This is a genomic window from Cryobacterium sp. Y62 (assembly GCF_002929785.1).
Classification (GTDB): domain Bacteria; phylum Actinomycetota; class Actinomycetes; order Actinomycetales; family Microbacteriaceae; genus Cryobacterium.
Genome location: NZ_PJJK01000110.1, coordinates 39,005 through 61,545, shown reverse-complemented (window position 1 = coordinate 61,545; position 22,541 = coordinate 39,005). Strand labels below are relative to the sequence as shown.

The window sequence follows — 22,541 nt, the reverse complement described above, 5'->3', positions numbered from 1 at the left end:
GATGACAACGCCATCCGCAGACTGGTTCTACGCGCGGGGCTCCCTCGAACGCGACGGCTGGGAAACCGTCGTCGACCGGGCTATCAGTGGATGGCGCTATACCGGCATCCGCGTCGCGGCCCTCGAGGTGGAAGACTCCGTGTTACTCGCCGCAGAAGCGGTCGAACGCATCGTGGTTCCCCTGAGCGGATCGTTCACGGTGCGCTACACGCTCGTGGGAGAGACCGAGGCGCGCGTGCAGGTGCTCGCGGGGCGAGCATCCGTTTTTCACGGACCCACCGACACGCTTTACCTGCCCACCGGCACCGCGCTCTCGATCGAGGGTGCCGGCCGGGTGGCGGTGGCCGAGGCGCCGACCGACCAGGCGTTTCCGGTGGCCTACATTCCGATAGCGGATGTCCCAATCGAGCTGCGCGGGGCGGGGCGCTCGAGCCGCCAGGTACACAACTTCGGCACGCCGGCGAGCCTCGCGGCCGACCGGTTGATCGTGTGTGAAGTGATCACCCCGGCCGAGAACTGGTCGAGTTACCCGCCGCACAAGCACGACGAATACCGGGACGGTGTGGAGTCGAAGCTCGAGGAGATCTACTACTTCGAAAGCAGCGTCACGCGCGGCCAGCCCGTGCCGGACACGGCGAGCCCGTTCGGCCTGATGCGTACCTACTCATCCGAGGCTGGCACGATCGACATTATGGCGGAGGTGCACACCGGCGATGTCGCGCTGGTGCCCTTCGGCTGGCATGGCCCCTGCGTCGCAGCCCCCGGCTACGACCTCTACTACCTCAACGTGATGGCCGGGCCGGATCCCGACCGTTCGTGGCGCATCAGCGATGATCCGGCGCACGGCTGGATCCGGGATACCTGGGTGGGTCAGGAATTCGATTCCCGACTTCCGTACACTTCTTAACTTCACCGCAGCACCCCGAAAGGACACAGCGTAGTGACTACCCGTCGCATGACAGTCAGCCAGGCACTCATCGAGTTTCTGGCCCACCAGTACACGGTCGATGGCGAGGTGCGTGAGCGCACGATCGTAGGCACATTCGGCATCTTCGGCCACGGAAACGTCGCCGGAATCGGCCAGGCCCTCAAGCAGCTCTCGGTTGAAGACCCCACCCTGATGCCGTATCACCAGGCGCGCAACGAGCAGGGAATGGTGCACGAATCCATCGCCTACTCGCGCATGACCCGTCGCCGGTCCACCTTCGCCTGCGCGGCATCCGTCGGCCCCGGTGCTACTAACATGCTGACCGGTGCAGCCGTCGCGACGACCAACCGCCTCCCCGTCCTTCTGCTGCCCTCCGACACCTTTGCCACCCGCGTCTCCGACCCGGTGCTGCAGCAGCTCGAGCTTCCGCACGATGCGAGCATGAGCGTCAACGACGCCTTCAAGCCGCTCTCGCGCTTCTTCGACCGGGTGAATCGCCCCGAGCAGCTGTTCTCGGCCGCCCTCGGCGCCCTGCGAGTACTCACCGATCCGGTCGAGACCGGCGCCGTGACTATTTCCCTGCCGGAAGACGTGCAAGCCGAGGCCGTTGACGTGCCGGCGGAATTTCTCGCCGACCGCGAATGGCATATCCGTCGCCCCCGCCCCGACCGCGGCGTCATCGCCGAGGTCGCCCGCGCGATTTCCCGGGCCCAGCGCCCGATGATCGTCGCTGGCGGCGGCGTGATCTACTCCGATGCCACCGCGGCCCTGCGCGAATTCGTTGAAGATACCGGTATTCCGGTGGGCATGTCGCAGGCAGGCGTCGGTTCGCTCAGCTGGGACCACGCCCAGAACCTCGGTTCGGTCGGAGCTACCGGAACCACCGCCGCCAACCGCGCTGCCGCCCAGGCTGATCTGATCATCGGTATCGGTACACGCTACAGCGATTTCACCGCCGCGAGCCGCACGGCCTTTCAGAACGCCAACGTGCGCTTCATCAACATCAACATTGCCTCCTTCGACGCGTTCAAGCACGGCAGCGCCATTCCGGTTGTAGCGGATGCCCGCGAGTCGCTGCTCGAGCTCACTTCAGCCCTGACGGGCTTCCATGTTTCGGCCGACTTCGAGTCGGACTACACGCGCCAGAAGGTCACCTGGGATACTGCTGTCGACGAGTCCTTCGTGGACCGCCGTCGGTCCCTTCCGAGTCAGTCGGAGATCATCGGTGCCGTACAGCAGGCCTCCGACCCCCGCGACGTCGTCGTCTGTGCGGCCGGCTCGCTTCCGGGGGACCTGCACAAGCTGTGGCGCGTGCGCGACGACCTCGGTTACCACGTGGAATATGCCTTCTCCTGTATGGGCTACGAGATCGCCGGCGGCATCGGGGTGGCTCGGGCCGACACGACCCGCGATTCCATCGTGATGGTCGGCGACGGGTCATATCTCATGATGCACTCCGAGATCGTCTCGGCTGTTGCCGAGGGCATCAAGTTCATCATCGTGCTGATCCAGAACCACGGCTACGCCTCGATCGGACACCTCAGCGAGGACGTCGGATCGCAACGCTACGGAACCCTCTATCGCTATCAGGACAAGGCGGGTAACAACTTCGAGCAGGGTGAGATTCTGCCGATCGACCTGGCCGCGAACGCCGCCAGCTACGGCCTGGACGTTATTTCCATCGAACCCAGTGCCAACGCGATCGCCGATCTCTCAGCCGCGATGAAGACCGCCAAGGCTTCGACCCGCGCCACCATGATCCACATCAACAACGACCCCAGGCTTTATGCACCCGATGGCGAAGGCTGGTGGGACGTACCCGTCGCCGCCGTCTCCTCCCTGCCAAGTACGCAGCAGGCCCGCACCGAATATCTTGCCCACCGGTCCCGCCAGAAGCCGCTCCTCGGCAACGGCGCCCTCGAAAGGAACAACTAGTCATGTCGGAATCCCAGATTCGCATCGGCACCGCTCCCGACTCGTGGGGCGTATGGTTTCCGAACGACCCGAAGCAGATTCCGTGGGAACGCTTTCTCGATGAGGTGCAGGCGGCCGGCTACCACTGGCTGGAACTCGGCCCGTTCGGCTACCTCCCCACCGATCCGGCGCAGCTCGCCGATGAGCTGGCTAAGAGAGATTTGAAGCTGTCGGCTGGAACCGTCTTCACCGGTTTTCACAAGGGTGAAGACCAATGGAAGCGGGCCTGGGACCAGGCGCTCGACGTTGCCGGGCTGGTCTCGCAGCTGGGCGTCGAACACCTCGTTGTGATTCCGGACCTGTGGCGTTCCGATGCCACGGCCGAGGTGCTCGAATCGCGAAACCTCGATAGCGACCAGTGGAAGAAGCTCTCCGCCGGCCACGACAAGCTCGGCCAGGCCCTGCTTGAAGCAGTATGGAATCAAGCAGCAGTTCCACTCGCACGCGGACAGCCACGTTGGCACCTACCGCGAGGTCGAACGCTTTCTTCAGGAGACCGACCAGGCCTTCACCAACCTGTGTCTCGACACCGGACACTTCGCGTACTACCTCGGTGACAACGTCAAGCTCATGACGGCCTACCCGGATCGCATCGGCTACCTGCACCTCAAGCAGGTAGAACCCAACATCTTGGCCGATGTGCTAAAAAACGACCTGCCGTTCGTCGAGGCCGTGGCGCTGGGAGTCATGACGGAACCGGGCTTCGAGGGCGTGCCGGAGCTGGCACCGATCATTGAAAAAGCTGCCGAAATCAACCCCGAGATGTTCGCCATCATCGAGCAGGACATGTACGGCTGCGCCATCGACTTTCCGTTCCCGATCGCCCAGCGCACTCGTGAGCACATCTTCAGCTGCACCCGGGCCGCGCGCATCCGCTAGCCCCGCAGTATCCGTTCTATGCCCACCCAAACGTTTCGAAGGAAAAATCATGCCTGATCTGAAAATTGCCGTCGTCGGTGCCGGCCTTATGGGGGCCGACCACGTCATCCGCATCACCGAGCGTATCGCCGGCGCTCGCGTCAGCGTTATCGTCGAACCCGATGAGAGTCGAGCTCAGGCCGCCCTCGCGCACGCTCCCGGTGCTATGCACTTCACAAAGCTGGAAGACGCCCTCGCTGCCGGTGTCGTCGATGCCGTACTGATCGCCACCCCGGGCCAGTTTCACGAGCCGGTCCTTTTTCCCGCCCTCGCGGCGGGCATCCCGATTCTGTGCGAGAAGCCGCTGACGCCAACTCCGGAGGCATCACTGCGCATCCTCGAAGCGGAGCAGGCGGCCGGTGCTGTAGTTGGTCACAAGCTGATCCAGGTGGGCTTCATGCGTCGGTTCGACGCGGAGTACATTGAGCTGCGCGACTTGATCGTCGCCGGCACGGCGGGGGAGCTGCTGGCTCTCAACTGCGCTCACCGCAACGGGATGGTGCCCGACTCTTACACCAACAGCATGCTCATCGAAGACTCCGTCGTGCATGAGATCGACGTGGTGCGCTTTCTCACCGACTCGCCGATTGTCGCGATCGAGGTCAAGCACGGCAAGCGCAACACGCTCTCGCCCGATCACCTCAACGAACCAATCTTCGTGCTGCTGTACACGGAGAGCGGTGTGCTGGCCAATGTCGAGATGAACGTCAGCGTGCAATTCGGCTACCAAGTAAAGACCGAGGCCGTCTTCCAAAAGGGAATCGCCGAGATCGGCCGCACCGCCGGAATGACCCTGTGGCAGGACGGCCGTTACGGTGGAGTCGAGAACGCGAGCTTCAAAACCCGGTTCGCCGCCGCCTACGACAACCAGATCCAGCGCTGGGTAAACGCCACCAAACGCGGCGAGATCGACGGACCGAGCGCCTGGGACGGCTACCTCGCCTCCGCAGCCTGCGCGGCCGGCGTGACAGCCCTGACTACGAGCGAACTGGTCGACGTTGTGTACGTCGAGCGACCCGCCTTCTACAACTAGCCTTCACCTACCCGTTTTCGAAAGGCCACCGTGAAGATCGCACTCGACCCCACCCCGTTCCACCACTCGCACTCCCTGCTGGAGTTTCCCCGTCTCGCGGCTGACCTCGGCTATGAGTGGCTGCAGCTGACGCCGCACGCTGACTTCATCCCGTTCTTCAACCATCCGAAGGCGGACGACGACCTTGTTCAGGCGTTCAAAAAGGCGTGCACGGATGTCGGAGTGGGCGTGGCATCCGTTCTGCCGGTCTTGCGGTGGTCGGGTCCCGACGAAGATGCCAGGGAAGCGGCGGTGCGTTACTGGAAACGCGCCATCGAGATCACGGTCGAACTCGGGGTCGACACAATGAACACCGAGTTCAACGGTCGGCCTGAACTGGCGGAACAGTCGGAGCGGGCCTTCTATCGCTCGATGGAGGAGCTCGTTCCGACGATCGAGAAGGAAGGGATCCGGGTACTGATCGATCCGCATCCCGATGATTTCGTCGAAGACGGCCTTGCCGCGCTGCGCGTGATTCGCGGCATCAACTCGAAAAACTTCGGGTTTGTCTACGTGGCCTCGCACACGTTTCACTACGGCAATAGCCCACTCGAAATCATGCGCGCCGCCGGCGATAAGCTCGGCCTGGTGCATGTCTCCGACACCATGGATCACACGGCGTCGCACAGCCTGCGCTACATCACCAATCCGCCCGGCAATGCCGTGCGGGTGCACCAACACCTGAAAATCGGCGACGGCGACGTGAACTGGAGCGAATTCTTCGGTGGACTGAAGGAAATTGGATTCCTCGACCGTGCAGACACGGTCATGGTCTCAAGTGTCTTCGCCGAGGACGAAACCGCCGCCGCGACCGCTATCTACCAGCGCGAAGTGATGACGGATTCGATCGCCTAGATGCATGCGCCGGTTTAAAGGGAATCCGAGGAAGTCATGAATGGCAAATGTCCTTCACGCGCGCTGGTGAAACCATTGCTTTACCAAATGAATCTCTATCTTAAAACGGATGCATTATGATCGCGTGGGCCAGGTATCCCTATGACGAAACTCGTCTTCTGGTCACCGGCGCGGGGTCGGGGATTGGACGCGCGATTGCGCGGGCATTTCTCGAACAGGGCGCACGAGTAACTGTTGCGGGTCGCCGCGCGGAGGCGCTCCGCGAGACGGTGAAGGACTTCACCTCCGACTGTTCCCTGATCATCGAGGGCGACATGGCGGTACGCGCCGATGTCGAAATGGCAGTGCGCGCCGCCACGGAGATCTGGGGCGGACTGGATACCGTTATTGCCAACGCCGGCCTGTGTGAGCCTGGAACCATTGACGAACTCACGAATGAATCGTGGGAGCGAATGCGGTCGATCAACATTGACGGAATGATCCACCTGGCTCGAGCCGCTGTACCGGCGCTGCGCAAGTCCCGTGGGTCGTTCACAGCGATCTCGTCAATCGCCGGCATGGGTGGTGACTGGCGACAGGTGGGCTACAACGCAACGAAAGGAGCTGTCAATGCCTTTGTGCAAAGCCTGGCACTCGATCTGGGTCGTGACGGTGTGCGAGTCAACGCCATTGCGCCGGCTTTCACATCGACTCAGCAGACGCAGGAACGACTGGATGACTCGGTTTTCTGGTCAGCGCTGCGCGACCGTCTGGCACTGGAACGACCCGCGACACCGAATGACATCGCCAGGGCCGCCTTGTTTCTGGCAAGTCCCGACGCCGCCTATATCACGGGTGTCATACTGCCCGTCGACGGCGGCACGACGGCTTCGAGTGGGACTCCACGCCCTCCCGACTACGGTTCGCTGGCCAACCGCAGCGTTCCTCTCACCCAAGTGTGATTGATCACGCCGTCACCCAACATTGTCGCGAAGGAGCGCCATGACAGAAAATCCGCAGCTACGAGTCGCCAGGCCCGGCTGTTCGCATCTCGAACTCAGTCTTTCTGAAGCAATTGATGATCCGGCCAGGTCGCTGGAAACAGAGACGGTCACTAAACAAGGCGGTGTTGGGCCGTTGGATTTCACGGTGGATTACGACCCGTTGTCCTACGCGGTGTATGACTACCCCTACGACACCTACAAGCGGCTGCGGGATGCCGCCCCCGTGTATTTCAATCGGGACCGGGAAATTTATGTTGTCTCCCGATACGACGACGTTCGTGCCGGCTTGGCCAACAATGTCCAGCTGGTCAACGGTCTCGGGAACGATATCGATGGAACACACGACTCCTATGGGGCCGGAATGCTCGTCGCCGAAGACCCTCCCCGCCACACGAACTTGCGGGCGGCCATTCGCCGTACCTTTGCAGCCCGCGAAATCTTGGCCAAAGAAGACGGCATTCGTGCGTTCACGCAGAGCCTTCTCGCCGACATGCAGGCCAAGGGTGGCGGCGATTTTGCCACCGATTTCGCCCTGCCCATGTCCATTGGTATGGGTATCTCCTTGCTCGGCTCACCGGCAGAGGACAACACCGCGTTCGTGGAACACCTGTGGCGGGCGATGGAACGAACGGTGGGCAAGTACGGCATCCCGGTTGACGCGGCGGTAGCGAATGGCGAAACCGAAGAGCTTCTAGCGCGTCGTTTCGCCCAACGTCGTGACGCAATCGAGGCTGGCGCCGAGACAACTGGCTCCGATGCGTACACCCAGATTTTGCTGGCCTCCCAGAAGGGGAAAGTACTTGAAGCTGAGCAGGACGGTTTAGCCCATCTCCTCCTCTCTGCCGCCAGCGATGCCCCGGCAGCCCTGCTCACCAACCTGGTTTATGTCTTGGATAAATTTCCGCGCCTGCAAGGACATTTGCGCTCTCACCCAGAGTTGATCACAGCGTTTGTTGAGGAGACCTTACGTTACGAAACGCCGGGACAAAATGTGTCGCGACAAACCACGGAGCAGATCGTGATCGCCGGGGTCACGATTCCGGCCGATTCCCGAGTGATGTTTTTGCAGGGGTCAGCGAACCGGGACGAACGCGTGTATCCAGATCCGGACGTTTTCGACATCAGTCGGGAGTTCACGCCGAAGAACCGCATCATGTCGTTCGGTGAAGGTATTCACGCTTGTATGGGCGCGCCGTTCGCTCGCATGGCAGCAAAAATCATGGTCGAGGAGCTGCTGGCCGGACCTGATATTCGCATTGTCGGCTCCCCTGAACGCTGGGTGAAGCAGTTGGTGCGCGGATTCTCCGCTCTCCCTGTCGAATTCGCCGCGCCCGGCAGCGGCGTCGTCCATCAGCACTTCACTCTAGGAATTGGACGGTAAACCCCATGCAATATCGCTCTTTTGGTAGAACAGGATGGGATGTTAGCGAGATCTCCTTCGGCGCATGGCAGCTCGGCGGCCAATGGGGCCAGGTCGACGATGAAGAGTCGATTGCGACCCTTCTGGCCGCGTACACCCTTGGCATCAACTTTGTCGACACCGCTGAGTTCTATGGAGCTGGCCACAGCGAAGAAGTGATCGGCGAATCTCTTCGCCGCTGGGACGGGGACCGCATCTACGTTGCCACCAAAATTCAGCCAACTCGCTGGCCGAACGCCGACGAAGACAACCCCAAGATGCGTGGCCGCTACCCCGAGTGGCATCTGCGCAACGGCGTCGAGCTCGCGTTGACCCGGCTTGGCGTTGAACGGCTTGATCTCCTTCAACTGCATTGCTGGGTCACCGACGGACTGAACAACCTGGATTGGCTGGAAACCCTCAATGCCCTGCGGGTTGAGGGCAAGATAGACAAAATCGGGGTTTCCATTCGCGACTACCGCCCCGATGAAGGAGTGAATCTTGCGAATCTCGGACTAGTTGACTCCATCCAGGTCATTTTCAACTTATTCGAACAACGTCCAGTGACCAATTTATTTCGGGCAGGAGCGCGAACGAAGACCGCGTTCATTGACCGGGTCGCCTTCGACTCGGGCTCCCTCAGCGGTGCGTGGACTCCCTCAACCTATGACTCGTGGGAGGTCGGCTCGCAGCAGCACCAGATGTTTCGCGGTGAACGGTTCACCGAAACTTTGAAACGCGTCGAAGCGTTGAAAGCGATCTGCGCGCCGTATTACCTCACCCTGGCGGAGGCTGCTATGCGATACACCCTGAGTTCACCCGACGTCTCGACCGTGATCGCGGGCATGAGCACGCAGAAAAACGTCGAGCGCAACGCCTCGTACTCCGATGGCCAGGCGTTCCCCCCGGAACTGCTCGACCAGCTTGCGGAGCACAACTGGCCCAGAAACTACTACAAATGAGAGATGCGAAACTTCGACAAGTTCAAGTCGAGTACCTCTCGCCCGCCGAACTTGACGCAGCTTTGGCTGCTGCGTCCATCGTGTATTTACCGCTGGGGACGATTGAATTTCATGGTTCGCATCTGCCGGTCGGTCTGGACGCTCTAACGGCCCACGGGCTGTGTATTGACGCTGCTCAACGGACTGGTGGTCTGGTCCTCCCTCCGCTGTACCAAGGCACGGGAGGAGGGCATTCCGCCTACCCGTGGACGATCATGATGCCAACAGCTACAGCAATCCGATCAAACGTGCACCACACCCTGCAACGATTGTCTGATTTCGGTGTGCGGAAAACTGTTCTGTTCACCGGTCATTTTCCCGACGAACAGCTCGATCTCATCGACGGGCTGGCAGCCGAGTGGAACACGCAGGGAACTCACACCATGCGGGTTTTGGCTACCGGTGTCAACCGGTGTACCGAGGCGCCTCTCGCTCCCGACCATGCCGGGGTGTTCGAAACCACTCTGCTGCACTCGTTCTGGCCCGATTTAGTACACCTCGACCGACTGCCGCCCGCAGACATGCATCCGGCAGTTGACCCGGCCGGTGACGATCAGGGTCGGCACCGGCATGACTCCGCCCATCCGTTGTGGGGAATTTTTGGCCCGGACCCGCGACGTCTGGATCTATCCAGCAGCGGTCTTCTGCGCGAGTTTCTGGTCGGGTGGCTCAGTGGTCAAGTTCTCAAGCTCACGGCTTGATGGGTGCAACTGTCACGATTCGCGTCGGCTCTGTACCGGCGATTTCATCAAACACTAGCACGTGCTAATAAATCATGCTATGTTGACCTGACAAAGTTCTATTTAGCCTACGAACACTGCAAGGGGCAGCACGTATGCACAGGAGTGAACTCTCGACCGTTAACGGGGAGTTAGCCGTGTTTGCCCCCGCGACGCACTCCATCGCCATCGTCGGCAGTGGACCGTCGGGTTGTTACGTCGCGCATTTCCTGCGCAAGCGCTGGCCCACTTCCGAAATCGTGATCTTCGATCGTTTGGATCTTCCCTACGGACTCGTGCGTTACGGCGTGGCGCCCGATCACACCGGCACGAAAGCGGTGGCCCGGCAGTTCGACCGCCTGTTTGAGCAGAGTGGGGTGCGCTTTGTCGGCGGGACCGAAATCGGTCGGCACATCACGGTGGACCAGCTGCGTGAAGCCTTTGACGTTACCGTGCTCGCGACCGGCCTCTCTGCCGACCGAGCCCTCGAAATCCCCGGTGCCACCAGCAACGCTCCCCGGGCCACGACTCTACCGGCCGGCGCCGACGTCACCGGTGCGGCTCTGGCTGGAATATACGGTTCGGGACGAGTCACCCGCCTGATCAATGGTCACCCCGACGAGAGTGCCAACGGTGTGGTATTCGGCTCGCGTATCGCGATCGTCGGGCAGGGCAATGTGGCCGTTGACCTGCTCCGAATGTTCCTGATGTCGCCGGAGGAACTTCGTGGCCATGGCGTGGCCGATGAAGTCGTCAATGCCATCGCTGCCGGGCCGGTGCGGCACATCGACATCGTGGGACGATCCAGCCTCTCACGAGCACAATTCGATCCTGCGATGATCCGCGAGTTGGCGAGAATTCCCAACGTGCGTTTTCTGGCCGATCCCAGTGAACTCCACGACGCCGACACGGAGCCTCGGGACTCGGCTAAATGTGACGCGCTTCTTAACCTGCTCGCGGCCGCATCGGCCGTTGACGGCGCTCAAAATACGGATGCTGCCGCGGGCTCTGACCGCACGGTACAATTTCATTTTGGTTGGGTGCCGGAGCGGATCGAAGGCGACGACACCGTTGAGGCCCTTATCTTTCGCAGTGCCGATGGTATCCAGTCCTCGCTCCGGCTCGCCGTCGACTCAGTGTTGACCGCCATTGGCTTCTTCGAAGCAGAAGATGCCCCAGTGCGTCGCCAGGCCCACGAGTCGCACGATAGCGACCTCGATATCGGACGCCTCGGACCGGGGTTGTTTTGCGTCGGTTGGCTCCGTCGCGGGCCGCAGGGCACCATTCCTGCCAACCGCACTGACGCGAAGATGGTGGCTGATGTCATCGGTGCAGCTGCCGACGCTGGCGAATTTTTCCCGGGAAAGCCCGGGTTTTCCGGACTGAACCTCCCGACTCTGAACTGCCCGCATCGCCCTCGCCCGCACGACCTTTAACATAGGAACGCTCATGAGCACAACTGTCATCTTGTACGGAACCGAATCCGGCAATGCCGAATTGGTCGCCGAAGACCTGGCCGCCGAGCTGGAGGGAGAGCGGGAGGTCTCCGTCTACGACATGTCAGATTTCGACGTCGCCGATTTCGATGCCGAAAATTTCTACCTCGTCGTGTGCTCCACGCACGGCGACGGAGAACTCCCAGGCGGGGCGACGCCCCTGTTCGAAGCGCTCAACAGCGAGCGGCCGAATTTGTCGGGTATCCGCTACGCCATGTTCGGTCTCGGCAACAGCACGTATGAGACCTACAGTCAAGGCAGCGAAATCATTGACCGCCGACTCACCGAACTCGGGGCGAAACGGGTAGGAGTATACGGTCGTCATGACGCCTGCGACGGATCACTTCCGAATGACGGCGCGGTCGAATGGGCTCGCGAACTACTTGTGCTGGTGTAACCGCGCGGGCTACCGAGACGGCACGGCCGTGCTGCCGCGGACGACGAGCCGGGCACTCGTGAAGACTTGCGAGCCTGCGGCACCCGTGTCGGTGATTCGAGTAATGGCCGCGGCCATGGCAGCCGCGCCGACCTCTCGGGGGTCTTGACGCACCGTCGTGAGGTTCATGAACGACAACCGGGCGACGCGGTTGTCATCAAATCCCGTGATCGAGACATCAGCTGGAATGCGCACGCCGGCGGCCGCAAGGGTGTAACTGAGGCCGAGGGCGGCTTGGTCGTTACTGCAGACAATGGCGGTCGGGAGCACCGCGCCGGCAAGGAGGATGCGTGCGGCGCTAGCCCCGCATTCTTCGGTGTAGTCGCCCCGAACTTCGAGAATCTGCTCGGTGAGGGCGAGTCGCTGCACGGCCGCACGGTAGCCGGAGAGCCGCAGCGTGCCGTCAAGCATGTCGACGCCGTGCACGTACACGATTTCGGTATGGCCGAGGCCGGCCAAGTGCATAACGGCGGATTCGATTCCGCTGTCGCCCTGCGAACGGACGAGGTCGAAGTCACAGTCGGGGATGCCCCGGCCGATGACCACAATGGGAATCTGTCCGGCGGCGCGGCGCAGTAGCTCCGGTGAGGAACGCGGGGCAATCAGGATGAGCGCCTCACATCGATGGCCGACGATCTCGGTTATCGCCTCGCTTTCGTCCCTAATCGGCGTGAGCGCACTGACCACAAGCCGGTAGCCGGATTCGTGAGCGACGGCGTAGAGCCATTCGATGATCTCGACCGGGGCCGAGTGAGCGGGATCGAAGATGACCCCGATGTATTTGGTCGAACCGGCGCGCAAGGCGCGGGCCGCCGTGTTTGGACTGTAGCCAAGAATCCGAGCGGCTTCCAGGATTCTTTCCCGGGTATCGGCACCGACTCCCGTGGCATTTTGAAACACGAGCCCTACGAGCTGGCGAGACACTCCGACCCGCTGCGCGACATCGGCCATGGTCGCCGGGCGCAGACCTGCGGTCGGCGATGATTGGTCGGTCACTGTGGTTCCTTTCGACGCAAAGGTCATCGTAACGTCCCGGTCGCTACGCCGCGTGTCTGCACAAATCACCGCTCCATTTGTCACCGTTTGATAACGGATGCCCAACTCGATAATTTCAGGACTTGTGCCGCTCGAGTTTATGACGTAAGAATGTCCTAACAAAGAATCTGTCGTCACTCGGTCCCCCGCTACCGCCAGTCATTTGCAGTGCAGCTGCCCTTCCCCCGGCAGGAGCGCACAACTCACAATCCGTTCTTTTGAAAGGGACACAACGACGTGAAACTCACTCTCAACACCAAGCGCGGCCTGGTCGCCGTGGCTATCGCGAGCACGGCAATGCTCGGCTTGGCAGCCTGTACCGCAAGTGGAACTGAAACAAAAGCGGCCGACTCCAGCGCTTCCGGCCTCGAGTCCGGATTCGGAGCCCGCGGCGAAAACCGCGACGCGTACTTCATCACCTACTACAACCCGGCATCAGACGCCTTCTGGGCACAGATCCTTGCCGGTGCAGAGGATGCCGCCAAGCTCGGTAACCTCAACCTCACCCACCAGACGGCTGACGCCGACCCCGCCACCATGGTGACCCTGGTTCAGACCGCAATCGCCACTGACCCGGCGGTGATTTTCATGCCCTTCAACGAGGGCGAAGCCTGGGTTGACGTTGCCTGCCAGGCACACGATGCCGGAATCACCGTCATCTCGTACAATGTTCCAGCACCCGATACTGCCGGTGAATGCGTCTCCGGCTTTGTCGGCCAGGACTTCTATGAAGTCGGCGGCATCGTCGGCCAGGCGCTTCTCGACTCCGGCAAGGTCTCGACCGGTGACAAGGTGCTCATCACGGCTGAAGAGCCCGACCAGCCCTACGCACTGCAGCGTGGTGGCGGAGCCTTCGACGTTCTCGACGCGGCTGGCATAGGCGTTCTTCCGCAGGAGCAGTGGCTTCGAGTGGGTGGCGACGATGCCGGTGCTCTCGACGCGCTGACCTCCTGGCTCGTTGCAAACCCCGATGTTAAGGCTGTTATCCCCGTCGGTGGCACCCCGCACCGTAACCTGCCCGCCGCTCTTGAAGCAGCCGGTCTCTCCGATGTGTCGATCATTGGCTTTGATACCGCTCCGCAGATCGTTCAGGGTTTGAAGGATGGCGTCATCCTCGCAACGGCTGACCAGCAGGGCTACGTTCAGGGCTTCCAGTCCACCATGCAGGGTGTCCTCTCGCTGGACTTCGGTTTCTCGCCGGCGAACATCAACTCCGGTGGTACCGGTCTGATCACCACGGATAACGTCGACAACATCGAAGCTAAGGACCTTCAGGGCATCCGCTGGTAGTTAGTGGCGCGGCATGGCTGGCATTAGTCAGTAGCTCCACGCGGTTGTAGTTCAATCACAGAGGCCAGGGCCGATCGTCAGCTCGTCGATCGGCCCTGGTTCCACCCCACACCTCAAAAACTTCCCGGCACCTTCATCTCGTGTGCTCAAAGGAAAGAAGCCATGTCAGACAAAACCCCCGGCCGTAGAGGCCCCATCCTCGAAGTGCCGCTTCCGACCGAGGCTATCTCGCTCAAGCGCAAGCCGTCCGGTGAGCCAGATTCGCTTTTCGGCCGGATGAACTACAACCTACAGTTCATTCGCGGTCGTGGCGCACTCGAAATCAGCATCGTTTTGATCGTGCTCCTTGCGGGATATGTCACCGCAAGCCTGATCTCCCCGACCGGCTTCGCCTTTCTCAACCCGAACAACTTATCGGGTGTGATCTCGCAGAGTGTGCCAGTGCTGGCTATCCTCGGGCTCGCCGCTGGCATCCTGATGATTGCCGGAGAATTCGACCTCTCGCTGGGCGCGAACATCACGCTCAGCGCCATCGTGTTCATTAAGACCTCGGAAGCCGCCGGACTGTGGCTCGGCATTGCTGCTGGCATTGCCACGGGTGTCGCCGTAGCGCTCGTCAACGGCATTATCGTTGTCTACACGAAGATCCCTTCCTTCATCGCCACGCTGGGCATGAGCTTCTTCTGGATGGGTGCCGGCATCTTCATCAACGGCACCTCACCCGCCGCGTTGACGACCTCGCGCGAAGGCACCATGGAGTACCTGTTCGCACACAACTTCGGTTCGTTCCGGTCCCAGCTGGTGTGGCTGCTGATCATCGGTGTTCTGGCCTGGTTCTTCATGCACCGCCACAAACTCGGCAACCACATCTTCGCCGTTGGTGGCAACCCGGCCGCGGCCGAGGCCATCTCGATCAAGACCAAACGCGTCAAGCTCATGTCGTTCGCCATTTTTGGCGGGCTGGTCGGCTTCGCAGCCATCCTGATTGCCGTGCGCACCTCGTCGATTCAGCCCGGTGGTACCGCCACCGAAGACTTCACGCTCTTTGCGATCGCCGCCGCAGTCGTCGGTGGCACATCGCTGACGGGTGGGCGCGGCAGTGTTATCGGCATTATCGTTGGTGCTGCGCTGATCGAACTCATCCGTAACGGACTTCTGCTCGCCAAGGCACCTGGCTTTTACATCACCCTGTTCGTCGGCGTCACCATCGTTATCGCGGCGATCTTCAACAAGCTCATGGAAGGGAAAGCGCGATGAGCGAGGCACTGCTTCGAATCGAGGGCGTATCCAAGAAATACGGTCCCAATACGGTACTCAAGGACGTGTCGTTTGAAATTGGCAAGGGCGAAGTTGTCGGCCTGCTCGGTGATAACGGTGCTGGAAAGTCCACCCTGGTCAAGATCATGTCGGGCGTCGTGGATTCGACCGTCGGCGATTTCTTCTGGGACGGCCAGAAGATCGAAAAAATGAACCGAAACGTCACCGAGAAGTTGGGTGTGGAAACCATCTTTCAGGATTCCGCCCTCGTTCCCCAGATGACGATTACCCGCAATATCTTCATGGGCCGTGAAGTCACCAACCGGTTCGGCTTCATGAAGATGAAAGAAATGGATGCCGTTGCTGCCGAAGTTCTCGACAGCGTCGTCACCATCGAGGGAATCAAGAGCCCCAAGCAGCTGGTGAGTTCACTCTCGGGAGGTCAGGCGCAGGCCGTCGCCATTGCCCGGGCGGTGCACTTCAAGCGCAGTCTGCTCATTCTCGATGAGCCCACCTCGGCTCTGGCCGTTCGTGCCACCGAGGCGCTGCTGGGCTACCTGACCCAGCTGAAGGGCGAAGGGGTGAGCTCCGTGCTCGTCACCCACAACCTGCACCACGCCTTCCAGGTGTGTGACCGTCACATCGTGATGAACCACGGCAAGAAGATCTTGGACGCCCGTCGCGAAGACACGAGCGTCGAGGAACTGACCGCCGCCGTTGTCGAGGGCGCAGTGGGTCTAGCGCGATTCCGTGAGGGATCGTTCTAGGAAAAGAATTTGCTGACAGCGGCCCCTGCGGAAACGTCGGGGCCTTTGTCAGTTGTGCGGCAACAGATTTCAGACCTACTGCGAACTATCACTCCTGGAGATGAACATGAAACTCGGCGTATACACAGCAATCCTGCACGACCGCGAACTGCCGGAGGCTCTCGATGCCCTGGTTGACCTCGGCTTGAACGGTGCTGAGATCAACTCCGGCGGATTTCTCCCGTCGCGGCATCTACCAATCGATGCTGTCATGTCCAGTGACAGCGCCCGAGACAACTATCTCGGCTTGTTCGCCGAACGAAACATCAAGCTCACCGCTCTGAACTGCAACGGAAACCCCCTCCATCCCGATCCTGAGGTCGGCCTGGTTCAGGGGCAGGATGTCTTCACCTCCATCTCGGTGGCGCACCGACTCGGAGTGAAACGCGTGATCACGATGTCGGGGCTGCCAGCGGCGCACGACGAGGGACTGCGCCCGGCCTGGGCGGTCAACCCGTGGAACAGCGTTGATATGGACACCCTCGACTATCAGTGGCACGACGTGGTGATTCCCTATTGGCGCCGCGTTAACGAGTTTGCCGCAGCGCACGACGTGAAGGTAGCCATCGAAATGCACCCGCAAAACGTCGTGTTCAACCCCTCGACACTCATGCGCCTGGTCGATGCCATCGATGCGACCCACGTGGGGGCCGAAATGGACCCCTCACACTTGTTCTGGCAACAGATCGATCCGATCAAGGCTATGGAATACCTCGGTGAGCTGGTCTACTGTGCTGCCGCCAAAGACATTCGAATCAATGAGGCGGTCAGTATTCACGGTGTGCTCGACGACCGGTTTCGTCGGGTACCCGCAGCGGAGCATCCGCTGTCTCTCGGCGGTAAATACACGCTGTGCGAATGGCCGAAAGACTCAGCGTGGGATTTCGTGGCCGTTGGCCTCGGACACGACCAGGATTTTTGGAATCGTTTCGTCGCGACGCTCGCCCGGGTTGCTCCCGAGACCGACCTCGCCATCGAGCACGAGGACGCGTCCCTGGGCCAGCTCGAAGGGCTTCGCGTCGCGGTCGGTACGTTGAGCGTCGCCCTCGCCGGGGTGCCGGTTGCAGAGGAGCGCGGGACACGGTAGTGGTCGCCAAAATACGAGTCGCGTGCCGAGGAACAGGCGTCGGCTCTGTCGAGAAAGTATCGGACCGGAGGTTGTGATTTGGATTGAGTGCGTCGATTTCATGATCGACAGGCGAGAATAAATGCAACGAAGGTTGCAGATATGAAGAAGAACAGAAATTGGCTCGCCGCATTCATCGTCGTTCCCTTGGCTCTGGCTGGATGCACGGCCACCTCAGGAGACACGATGACCGCCGCATCCGCTGAGATTGTCATCGCCCTGGTCACCCACGGCTCCCCGGGGGATACCTTTTGGGACGTGGTCAAAAGCGGCGCCGAGCAGGCCGGCACCGACCTCGGGGTGACTGTCACGTACCAGGGCGATGGCGACCCGGTGAAGCAGAGCCAGCTGATCGACGCAGCCATCGCCACGAATCCGGACGGCCTTATCGTTTCGATGGCCAACCCCGACGGTGTCCAGAATGCAGTTGAAAAGGCGGTCGCCGCCGGAATTCCGGTAATTACCATCAACTCCGGCCTCGACCAGTCCAAGGAATTCGGTGCTCAGACTCACATCGGTCAGAGTGAGTTCATCGCCGGCCAGGGCGCGGGCGAGCAACTCGCCGTAGCCGGCGTCAGCAACGTCATCTGCATCATTCATGAAGCCGGCAACACCGGACTGGAAGAACGCTGCGACGGAGCAGCTGATACCCTCGGAGGCACGGTCAGCAACGTTCAGGTCGACGTCGCGAACATCGCGGACGCCCAGAACACGATTAAGAGCAGCCTTCTTGCCGACTCGTCCATTGATGGTGTGCTCACCCTGAACCCGGGCATCGCCGTCGCGGCCAGCCAGGCCATCGAAGAAGCTGCCAGCACGGCTCAATTGGCGACCTTCGATGTATCCTCCGACGTTACCCAGCTCATCCTCGACGGCAAGATCTTATTTGCCGTTGATCAGCAGCCATACTCCCAGGGCTATCTCCCCGTGGCCTTCCTCACCCTGCAGGCGCGCAACGGCGACGTTGTCGGCGGTGGTCTACCGGTCTATTCCGGCCCGGGCTTCGTCACGAAGGACAATGCAGATCAGGTCGCGAAGTTCGCGAAGAATGGAACGCGATGACACTCACCGCACCCGCGGTGACCGATGAACGGATCAAGCCCGCCGGTTTGATCCAAACGCTGCTGCGCCGACCCGAGGTCGGCGCAGCAGTTGCCGCCCTTGCCATTTTCATGTTCTTTTCGGTCTCGACGCAGGCGTTTCTGACGCCGGCGGGCGTAGCCACCTGGCTCTACTCCGCATCCCTGTTCGGCATCATGGCCGTCGCGGTGGCCCTGCTCATGATCGGCGGAGAGTTCGATCTCTCCGCCGGTGCCATGGTCGGCACGACGGGACTGATCGTTGGAATCGTTACGACCGAGTGGGGCGTCAATATCTGGCTCGCCCTCGTAATTGCCTTGGCGATTGCCCTGGCCATCGGTGCGGCAAACGCTTTCGTGGTGATGAAGACGGGTCTGCCGAGTTTCATCGTGACGCTCGCCACGTTCTTCATTCTGCAGGGGGTGAACCTCGCCGTCACGAAGATCATCACCGGCACCGTGTCGATTCAGGGTATGGGCGCAGTGCCCGGCTTCGACGCCGTCAGAGTGTTCTTCGGCTCCTTGTTTAGCCTGTTCGGCATGGACGTGAAGATCTCTATCGTGTGGTGGCTCGCTATAACCGCTCTCGCCACCTGGATTCTGCTGCGCACCCGGTCGGGAAACTGGATCTTCGCGGTCGGTGGACAGATCACCAGCTCCCGCCAGGTCGGCGTGCCGGTGATGAAGGTCAAAATGGGCCTGTTCATGACCACGGCCGGTGCCGGCTGGCTAGTCGGAATGCTGCAGCTCTTCGATGTATCGACCGTTCAGGCCACCACCGGCATCGGCCAGGAGTTCATCTATATCATCTGCGCGGTGGTCGGCGGATGCCTGCTGACCGGCGGCTACGGTTCGGCCATCGGTGCGGCGCTCGGCGCCCTCATCTACGGCATGACCCTGCAGGGCATCGTGTTCGCCCAGTGGGATAACAACTGGCTCAAGGCCTTCCTCGGTGGGATGCTGCTGCTCGCTGTGCTGGTCAACCTTTATGTTCGCCGCCAGGCAGGAGTTCGCTCATGACGCACGCAGAGGTATCCGCTGCCCTGCCCATTCTTGAAGTTCGAGACATCGGAAAAACCTACGGCTCCATTTTGGCGCTGCAGGGTGTGTCGGCCTCGGTCGGGGTCGGTGAAGTCCTCTGTGTGCTGGGGGATAATGGTGCCGGTAAGTCGACGCTCATCAAAATTCTGTCCGGAGCACACGCGCACACCCAGGGGAAGCTTCTCGCCTACGGGGTCGAGCGCACCTTCGGCAGCCCGCGTGAGGCCCTGGATTTGGGGATCGCGACGGTCTACCAGGATCTCGCCGTGGTTCCGCTGATGCCGGTCTGGCGCAACTTCTTTCTGGGGTCGGAGGTGACTCGTGGGATTGGTCCTTTCAGCCATTTGGACGTCAAGGGCATGCGCCGGATCACCAGGGAAGAGCTTGCCAAGATGGGCATCGACCTGCGGGATGTCGACCAGCTGATTGGAACTTTGTCGGGTGGTGAACGCCAGTCGGTGGCCATCGCGCGAGCCGTGTACTTCGGCGCCAAGGTCGTCATTCTCGACGAGCCGACCTCAGCCCTGGGCGTCAAGCAGGCCGGTATGGTGCTCAAGTACATCGCGCAGGCTCGGGATCGCGGTCTGGGCGTGGTGTTCATCACGCATAACCCGCACCACGCGTATCCCGTCGGCGACCGATTTCTGCTGCTCAAGCGCGGAACCAGCCTTGGCGATTTCAAGAAGAGCGAGATCACTATCGAGGAGATGACCAAGCTCATGGCTGGCGGAGCAGAACTCGACGCGCTAGCGCACGAGCTCGCTCGCTCCTAGCCGTGCTATTTCTCGACCAGCGTCACTTCGAAGGAGTACAGGTCGGGGCGGTAGCAATGCTGGCCGAACTCGACCGCGCGACCCGAGTTGTCAAACGCCGTACGGTCCATCGTGAGGAGCGCAGCGTTCTTCTCAATCTCCAGCAGCATGGACTCTTCGTTGGTGGACTTGCGGGCTCCGATGTGCTGGCGGGCGACGCGCATCGTCACTCCGCGCGAGCGCAGCACCTGATAGAGGCCGTGCGCGACGAGATCATTGGGCTCGATGCCGATGAACTCCTCGGGAAGCCAGTTCTCCATCACGGCGACGGGTACGGCATCGGCCAGGCGAACGCGCCGAATGTACAGGGTAGGACTGCCCTCGGCCACGCCGAGACGCTCGGCCGTTTTCGCATCTGCTGTCCGGGTTTCGAGCGCGAGAAGATGCGTCGAGGGCACCTTATGCGTGTTGGTGAGGTCGTCGTAGAGGCTGGTCAGTTCGACCTTGCGCGTCACCTGGCCGTGCACGACCTGGGTGCCGATGCCGCGGCGGCGTACCAGTAGACCCTTGTCGACGATTTCCTGGATGGCGCGGCGCACGGTTGGACGGCTGAGGCCCAGCCGTTGGCCGAGGGCGACCTCGTTCTCCAGGCGTGATCCGGCCGGCAGCTCGCCGCTGAGAATGGCCTTCTCGATGCGCTGGGAGACTTGAAAATACAGCGGAATCGGGCCCGACCGGTTCAGATCCATGAACATTCCCATCGGGAGGGTATTTTCTTCCTTCGCGCTCAACTGATACCTCACTGACAAGCCAATCGGTTTGGCCAATTGTCATGACAATATCAGGTCATGCTGTCGATCGTCAGGTATCAGACAACCACTTAACGATCGAAGGAAGGGCGCACGACGCTAGAACGGCCGCGGGTTGGGATCGTCGGTATTCCAGACGTAGTTCCATGGATCGCTTAGTGGTTCGGCGGGCGTGGTTGGTGCGGGTGAGCTGGTTTGTTCAAGGTGGGGGCTGATGCGGGCGGCGGGGTCGGTGGCGTAGTGCTTGCCAGCGGGGCTGGTCCAGTGGAGGGTGCCGTCGGGGTCAGCGATGGGCTTCCAGTCGGAGAAGTGCTTCAGGTTGTGGTGGGCGGGAGAGAGGAAGTGCAGGTTGGTGGCGGTGGTGGGGCCGCCGAATTGTTTATCCACGGTGTGGTCGAGGTCGCTGTGGCCGGCAGAGCGGTTGCAGCCGGGGAACCGGCAGGTTCCATCGCGTAATCGTAGGTATTTTTTCAGCGCGATGGGCACCCGGAACGGTTCTGTGCTGACGTCGAGGACGATGCCGGTGTGCGGGTGGGTGAGGATGCGCAGGAAACTCGTGGCGGTCCCGGCGAGGCGGCGGGCGGTCTCCGGGTCGATGGGGCCGTAGCCTTCGAGTTCGGCGGGTTCGTCGCTCGTGCCCATGAGGGTGAGGACGGGGACGGTGACGTTGACATTGGCGGTGAGTCCGGCGCCGAGGCCGGTGCTGGTGACGCCGCACTCCAGTAGGTCGATGGCGACATCTGTTCGCAGCTGGCTGAGGGTGCGAGGTTCGCCCGGGCCCTGCAAGCTGATGGCAGCATCGGTAACCCGGGTATAGATACCTTCAAGGTCTTCTCCAGCCGCACGCAACCAGAGCGTGGCCATGCCGTCCTTATCCGGGTAGAACGCGACGTTGCGGTCGGCCAGACACTTGGCACGGCGAACGGTGATGCTGTCGGGGTGGAACCGTTCGCGCAGTTTGCGGGCCCTGCCGTCGAACTGGGACGCGGTGAGTTTATGGGCGTGCGGCAGCAGCAGTGCCTCCATTTCGGCCCGGGCAGCCCGGGGCACGGAGTCGAGCTGTTCGAGGACCCGCCGCACGTGGCGCAGGGAGATTTTCCCGCTGCGAAGCGCATCCAGGGTCTGCGGGCGAGACTCCACCAGCACGCGGCTCTCGTGGAGGAGGCCGGAGGCGGTACCGGCGGGGATACGCAGCGCGCACGCCATTTCTGCGACGAGTCCTTGCTGGGCGGCAAAGGTGGCGTCCCAGTCGTGCTCGTGTTGCGGCCCGGCCTGGGGCCGGCCGGTCTCGGCGGTGTTGGTGGTGTAATCCCACGCCACGCCTCAGTGAGAACCTCCGCCTTACTGGCTTGCGCCCACGAGATGACTTTCTCGAGGTAGAGGACACGGTTCACGAACTGCGCCTGCCGACGCTGAAACGGACTCAACTGCTCCGCCGGGCTACCGTCGGCGGTGTCACTGTCACCAGGGTCACCAGGGTCAATCGGGTCGGCCTCGGGCTCGCCGGTGGTGCCCTCGGTGCGGAGGTACTCGGCGTAAAGGAACTCCTCGCGCACGTCCTCGTC

20 protein-coding genes and 1 pseudogene are annotated in these 22,541 nt (G+C 61.5%); 18 read left to right on the top strand and 3 right to left on the bottom strand.

Features of this window, described 5'->3' with window-relative positions; genetic code table 11:
• The first annotated feature begins 1 nt into the window (after nucleotide 1).
• The 11 genes and pseudogenes from iolB (at nucleotide 2) to CXY71_RS11785 (ending at nucleotide 11,742) form a co-directional block, all read left to right on the top strand.
• Nucleotides 2–907, top strand: coding sequence for a 5-deoxy-glucuronate isomerase (iolB, locus tag CXY71_RS11835; protein ID WP_104135807.1), 906 nt, complete (start codon nucleotides 2–4; stop codon nucleotides 905–907).
• A gap of 48 nt (nucleotides 908–955) precedes the next feature.
• Nucleotides 956–2,863 (top strand): 3D-(3,5/4)-trihydroxycyclohexane-1,2-dione acylhydrolase (decyclizing), encoded by a 1,908-nt coding sequence (gene iolD / locus CXY71_RS11830; RefSeq protein ID WP_104135806.1) that lies wholly within the window; start codon nucleotides 956–958, stop codon nucleotides 2,861–2,863.
• Between the two features lie 2 nt (nucleotides 2,864–2,865).
• A pseudogene (locus tag CXY71_RS11825) lies at nucleotides 2,866–3,781 on the top strand (sugar phosphate isomerase/epimerase family protein).
• A gap of 46 nt (nucleotides 3,782–3,827) precedes the next feature.
• A complete protein-coding gene (locus CXY71_RS11820; RefSeq protein WP_104135838.1) occupies nucleotides 3,828–4,853 on the top strand; it encodes a Gfo/Idh/MocA family protein in 1,026 nt (341 codons plus the stop codon).
• Nucleotides 4,854–4,883: 30 nt separating this feature from the next.
• Nucleotides 4,884–5,747 carry a sugar phosphate isomerase/epimerase gene (locus CXY71_RS11815; RefSeq protein ID WP_104135805.1) on the top strand — a complete coding sequence of 288 codons (864 nt, stop codon included), beginning with the start codon at nucleotides 4,884–4,886 and terminating at the stop codon, nucleotides 5,745–5,747.
• Nucleotides 5,748–5,863: 116 nt separating this feature from the next.
• A complete protein-coding gene (locus CXY71_RS11810) occupies nucleotides 5,864–6,688 on the top strand; it encodes an SDR family NAD(P)-dependent oxidoreductase (protein ID WP_104135804.1) in 825 nt (274 codons plus the stop codon).
• Nucleotides 6,689–6,728: 40 nt separating this feature from the next.
• Entirely contained in the window at nucleotides 6,729–8,111 is a 1,383-nt protein-coding gene (locus CXY71_RS11805; RefSeq protein ID WP_104135803.1) for a cytochrome P450, read from the top strand.
• Between the two features lie 5 nt (nucleotides 8,112–8,116).
• Nucleotides 8,117–9,091 carry an aldo/keto reductase gene (locus tag CXY71_RS11800; RefSeq protein ID WP_104135802.1) on the top strand — a complete coding sequence of 325 codons (975 nt, stop codon included), beginning with the start codon at nucleotides 8,117–8,119 and terminating at the stop codon, nucleotides 9,089–9,091.
• The gene (locus tag CXY71_RS11795; RefSeq protein ID WP_104135801.1) at nucleotides 9,088–9,831 is read left to right on the top strand and encodes a creatininase family protein; all 744 of its coding nucleotides are present in this window, start codon (nucleotides 9,088–9,090) and stop codon (nucleotides 9,829–9,831) included. Before CXY71_RS11800 ends, CXY71_RS11795 begins: the two co-directional genes overlap by 4 nt.
• Before the next feature lie 176 nt (nucleotides 9,832–10,007).
• Complete coding sequence (locus CXY71_RS11790) at nucleotides 10,008–11,285, top strand: FAD-dependent oxidoreductase (RefSeq protein ID WP_104135800.1); 1,278 nt, start codon at nucleotides 10,008–10,010, stop codon at nucleotides 11,283–11,285.
• A 13-nt stretch (nucleotides 11,286–11,298) separates the two neighbouring features.
• Nucleotides 11,299–11,742 carry a flavodoxin domain-containing protein gene (locus CXY71_RS11785; protein WP_104135799.1) on the top strand — a complete coding sequence of 148 codons (444 nt, stop codon included), beginning with the start codon at nucleotides 11,299–11,301 and terminating at the stop codon, nucleotides 11,740–11,742.
• Between the two features lie 9 nt (nucleotides 11,743–11,751).
• Here CXY71_RS11785 and CXY71_RS11780 read toward each other — a convergent pair whose 3' ends face one another.
• The gene (locus CXY71_RS11780; RefSeq protein WP_158253071.1) at nucleotides 11,752–12,777 is read right to left on the bottom strand and encodes a LacI family DNA-binding transcriptional regulator; all 1,026 of its coding nucleotides are present in this window, start codon (nucleotides 12,775–12,777) and stop codon (nucleotides 11,752–11,754) included.
• 276 nt (nucleotides 12,778–13,053) lie between these two features.
• On the opposite strand from CXY71_RS11780, the gene CXY71_RS11775 reads away from it, so the two are divergent.
• From CXY71_RS11775 to CXY71_RS11745, 7 genes are all read left to right on the top strand, one after another.
• Entirely contained in the window at nucleotides 13,054–14,106 is a 1,053-nt protein-coding gene (locus CXY71_RS11775; RefSeq protein WP_104135797.1) for a substrate-binding domain-containing protein, read from the top strand.
• A 162-nt stretch (nucleotides 14,107–14,268) separates the two neighbouring features.
• Nucleotides 14,269–15,363 (top strand): ABC transporter permease, encoded by a 1,095-nt coding sequence (locus tag CXY71_RS11770; protein ID WP_104135796.1) that lies wholly within the window; start codon nucleotides 14,269–14,271, stop codon nucleotides 15,361–15,363.
• On the top strand, nucleotides 15,360–16,130 hold the full coding sequence (locus CXY71_RS11765; RefSeq protein ID WP_104135795.1) for an ATP-binding cassette domain-containing protein: 771 nt from the start codon (nucleotides 15,360–15,362) through the stop codon (nucleotides 16,128–16,130). The genes CXY71_RS11770 and CXY71_RS11765 overlap by 4 nt, the downstream gene beginning before the upstream one ends.
• Nucleotides 16,131–16,236: 106 nt before the next feature.
• On the top strand, nucleotides 16,237–17,256 hold the full coding sequence (locus CXY71_RS11760; RefSeq protein WP_104135794.1) for a sugar phosphate isomerase/epimerase: 1,020 nt from the start codon (nucleotides 16,237–16,239) through the stop codon (nucleotides 17,254–17,256).
• A gap of 141 nt (nucleotides 17,257–17,397) precedes the next feature.
• Nucleotides 17,398–18,357, top strand: a complete 960-nt coding sequence (locus CXY71_RS11755; protein ID WP_104135793.1) for a sugar ABC transporter substrate-binding protein — start codon at nucleotides 17,398–17,400, stop codon at nucleotides 18,355–18,357.
• Nucleotides 18,354–19,394, top strand: coding sequence for an ABC transporter permease (locus CXY71_RS11750; protein WP_104135792.1), 1,041 nt, complete (start codon nucleotides 18,354–18,356; stop codon nucleotides 19,392–19,394). The genes CXY71_RS11755 and CXY71_RS11750 overlap by 4 nt, the downstream gene beginning before the upstream one ends.
• Nucleotides 19,391–20,188 carry an ATP-binding cassette domain-containing protein gene (locus CXY71_RS11745; RefSeq protein ID WP_104135791.1) on the top strand — a complete coding sequence of 266 codons (798 nt, stop codon included), beginning with the start codon at nucleotides 19,391–19,393 and terminating at the stop codon, nucleotides 20,186–20,188. Before CXY71_RS11750 ends, CXY71_RS11745 begins: the two co-directional genes overlap by 4 nt.
• A gap of 5 nt (nucleotides 20,189–20,193) precedes the next feature.
• Here the strand turns inward: CXY71_RS11745 and CXY71_RS11740 are convergent, their stop codons facing one another.
• Together CXY71_RS11740 and CXY71_RS11735 are read right to left on the bottom strand one after the other, a co-directional pair.
• Nucleotides 20,194–20,928 (bottom strand): GntR family transcriptional regulator, encoded by a 735-nt coding sequence (locus tag CXY71_RS11740; RefSeq protein WP_104135790.1) that lies wholly within the window; start codon nucleotides 20,926–20,928, stop codon nucleotides 20,194–20,196.
• A 147-nt stretch (nucleotides 20,929–21,075) separates the two neighbouring features.
• Nucleotides 21,076–22,296: an HNH endonuclease signature motif containing protein gene (locus CXY71_RS11735; RefSeq protein ID WP_104135789.1), complete on the bottom strand. Its 1,221-nt coding sequence runs from the start codon at nucleotides 22,294–22,296 to the stop codon at nucleotides 21,076–21,078.
• Nucleotides 22,297–22,541: the final 245 nt, after the last annotated feature.

Bases quoted from the DNA above. Each gene is read 5' to 3' on its own strand.
- iolB (WP_104135807.1), top strand. From the start codon at position 2: ATGACAACGCCATCCGCAGACTGGTTCTACGCGCGGGGCTCCCTCGAA.
- iolD (WP_104135806.1), top strand. From the start codon at position 956: ATGACAGTCAGCCAGGCACTCATCGAGTTTCTGGCCCACCAGTACACG.
- CXY71_RS11810 (WP_104135804.1), top strand. From the start codon at position 5,864: ATGATCGCGTGGGCCAGGTATCCCTATGACGAAACTCGTCTTCTGGTC.
- CXY71_RS11805 (WP_104135803.1), top strand. From the start codon at position 6,729: ATGACAGAAAATCCGCAGCTACGAGTCGCCAGGCCCGGCTGTTCGCAT.
- CXY71_RS11800 (WP_104135802.1), top strand. From the start codon at position 8,117: ATGCAATATCGCTCTTTTGGTAGAACAGGATGGGATGTTAGCGAGATC.
- CXY71_RS11795 (WP_104135801.1), top strand. From the start codon at position 9,088: ATGAGAGATGCGAAACTTCGACAAGTTCAAGTCGAGTACCTCTCGCCC.
- CXY71_RS11785 (WP_104135799.1), top strand. From the start codon at position 11,299: ATGAGCACAACTGTCATCTTGTACGGAACCGAATCCGGCAATGCCGAA.
- CXY71_RS11770 (WP_104135796.1), top strand. From the start codon at position 14,269: ATGTCAGACAAAACCCCCGGCCGTAGAGGCCCCATCCTCGAAGTGCCG.
- CXY71_RS11765 (WP_104135795.1), top strand. From the start codon at position 15,360: ATGAGCGAGGCACTGCTTCGAATCGAGGGCGTATCCAAGAAATACGGT.
- CXY71_RS11760 (WP_104135794.1), top strand. From the start codon at position 16,237: ATGAAACTCGGCGTATACACAGCAATCCTGCACGACCGCGAACTGCCG.
- CXY71_RS11755 (WP_104135793.1), top strand. From the start codon at position 17,398: ATGAAGAAGAACAGAAATTGGCTCGCCGCATTCATCGTCGTTCCCTTG.
- CXY71_RS11750 (WP_104135792.1), top strand. From the start codon at position 18,354: ATGACACTCACCGCACCCGCGGTGACCGATGAACGGATCAAGCCCGCC.
- CXY71_RS11745 (WP_104135791.1), top strand. From the start codon at position 19,391: ATGACGCACGCAGAGGTATCCGCTGCCCTGCCCATTCTTGAAGTTCGA.
- CXY71_RS11740 (WP_104135790.1), bottom strand. From the start codon at position 20,928: ATGGGAATGTTCATGGATCTGAACCGGTCGGGCCCGATTCCGCTGTAT.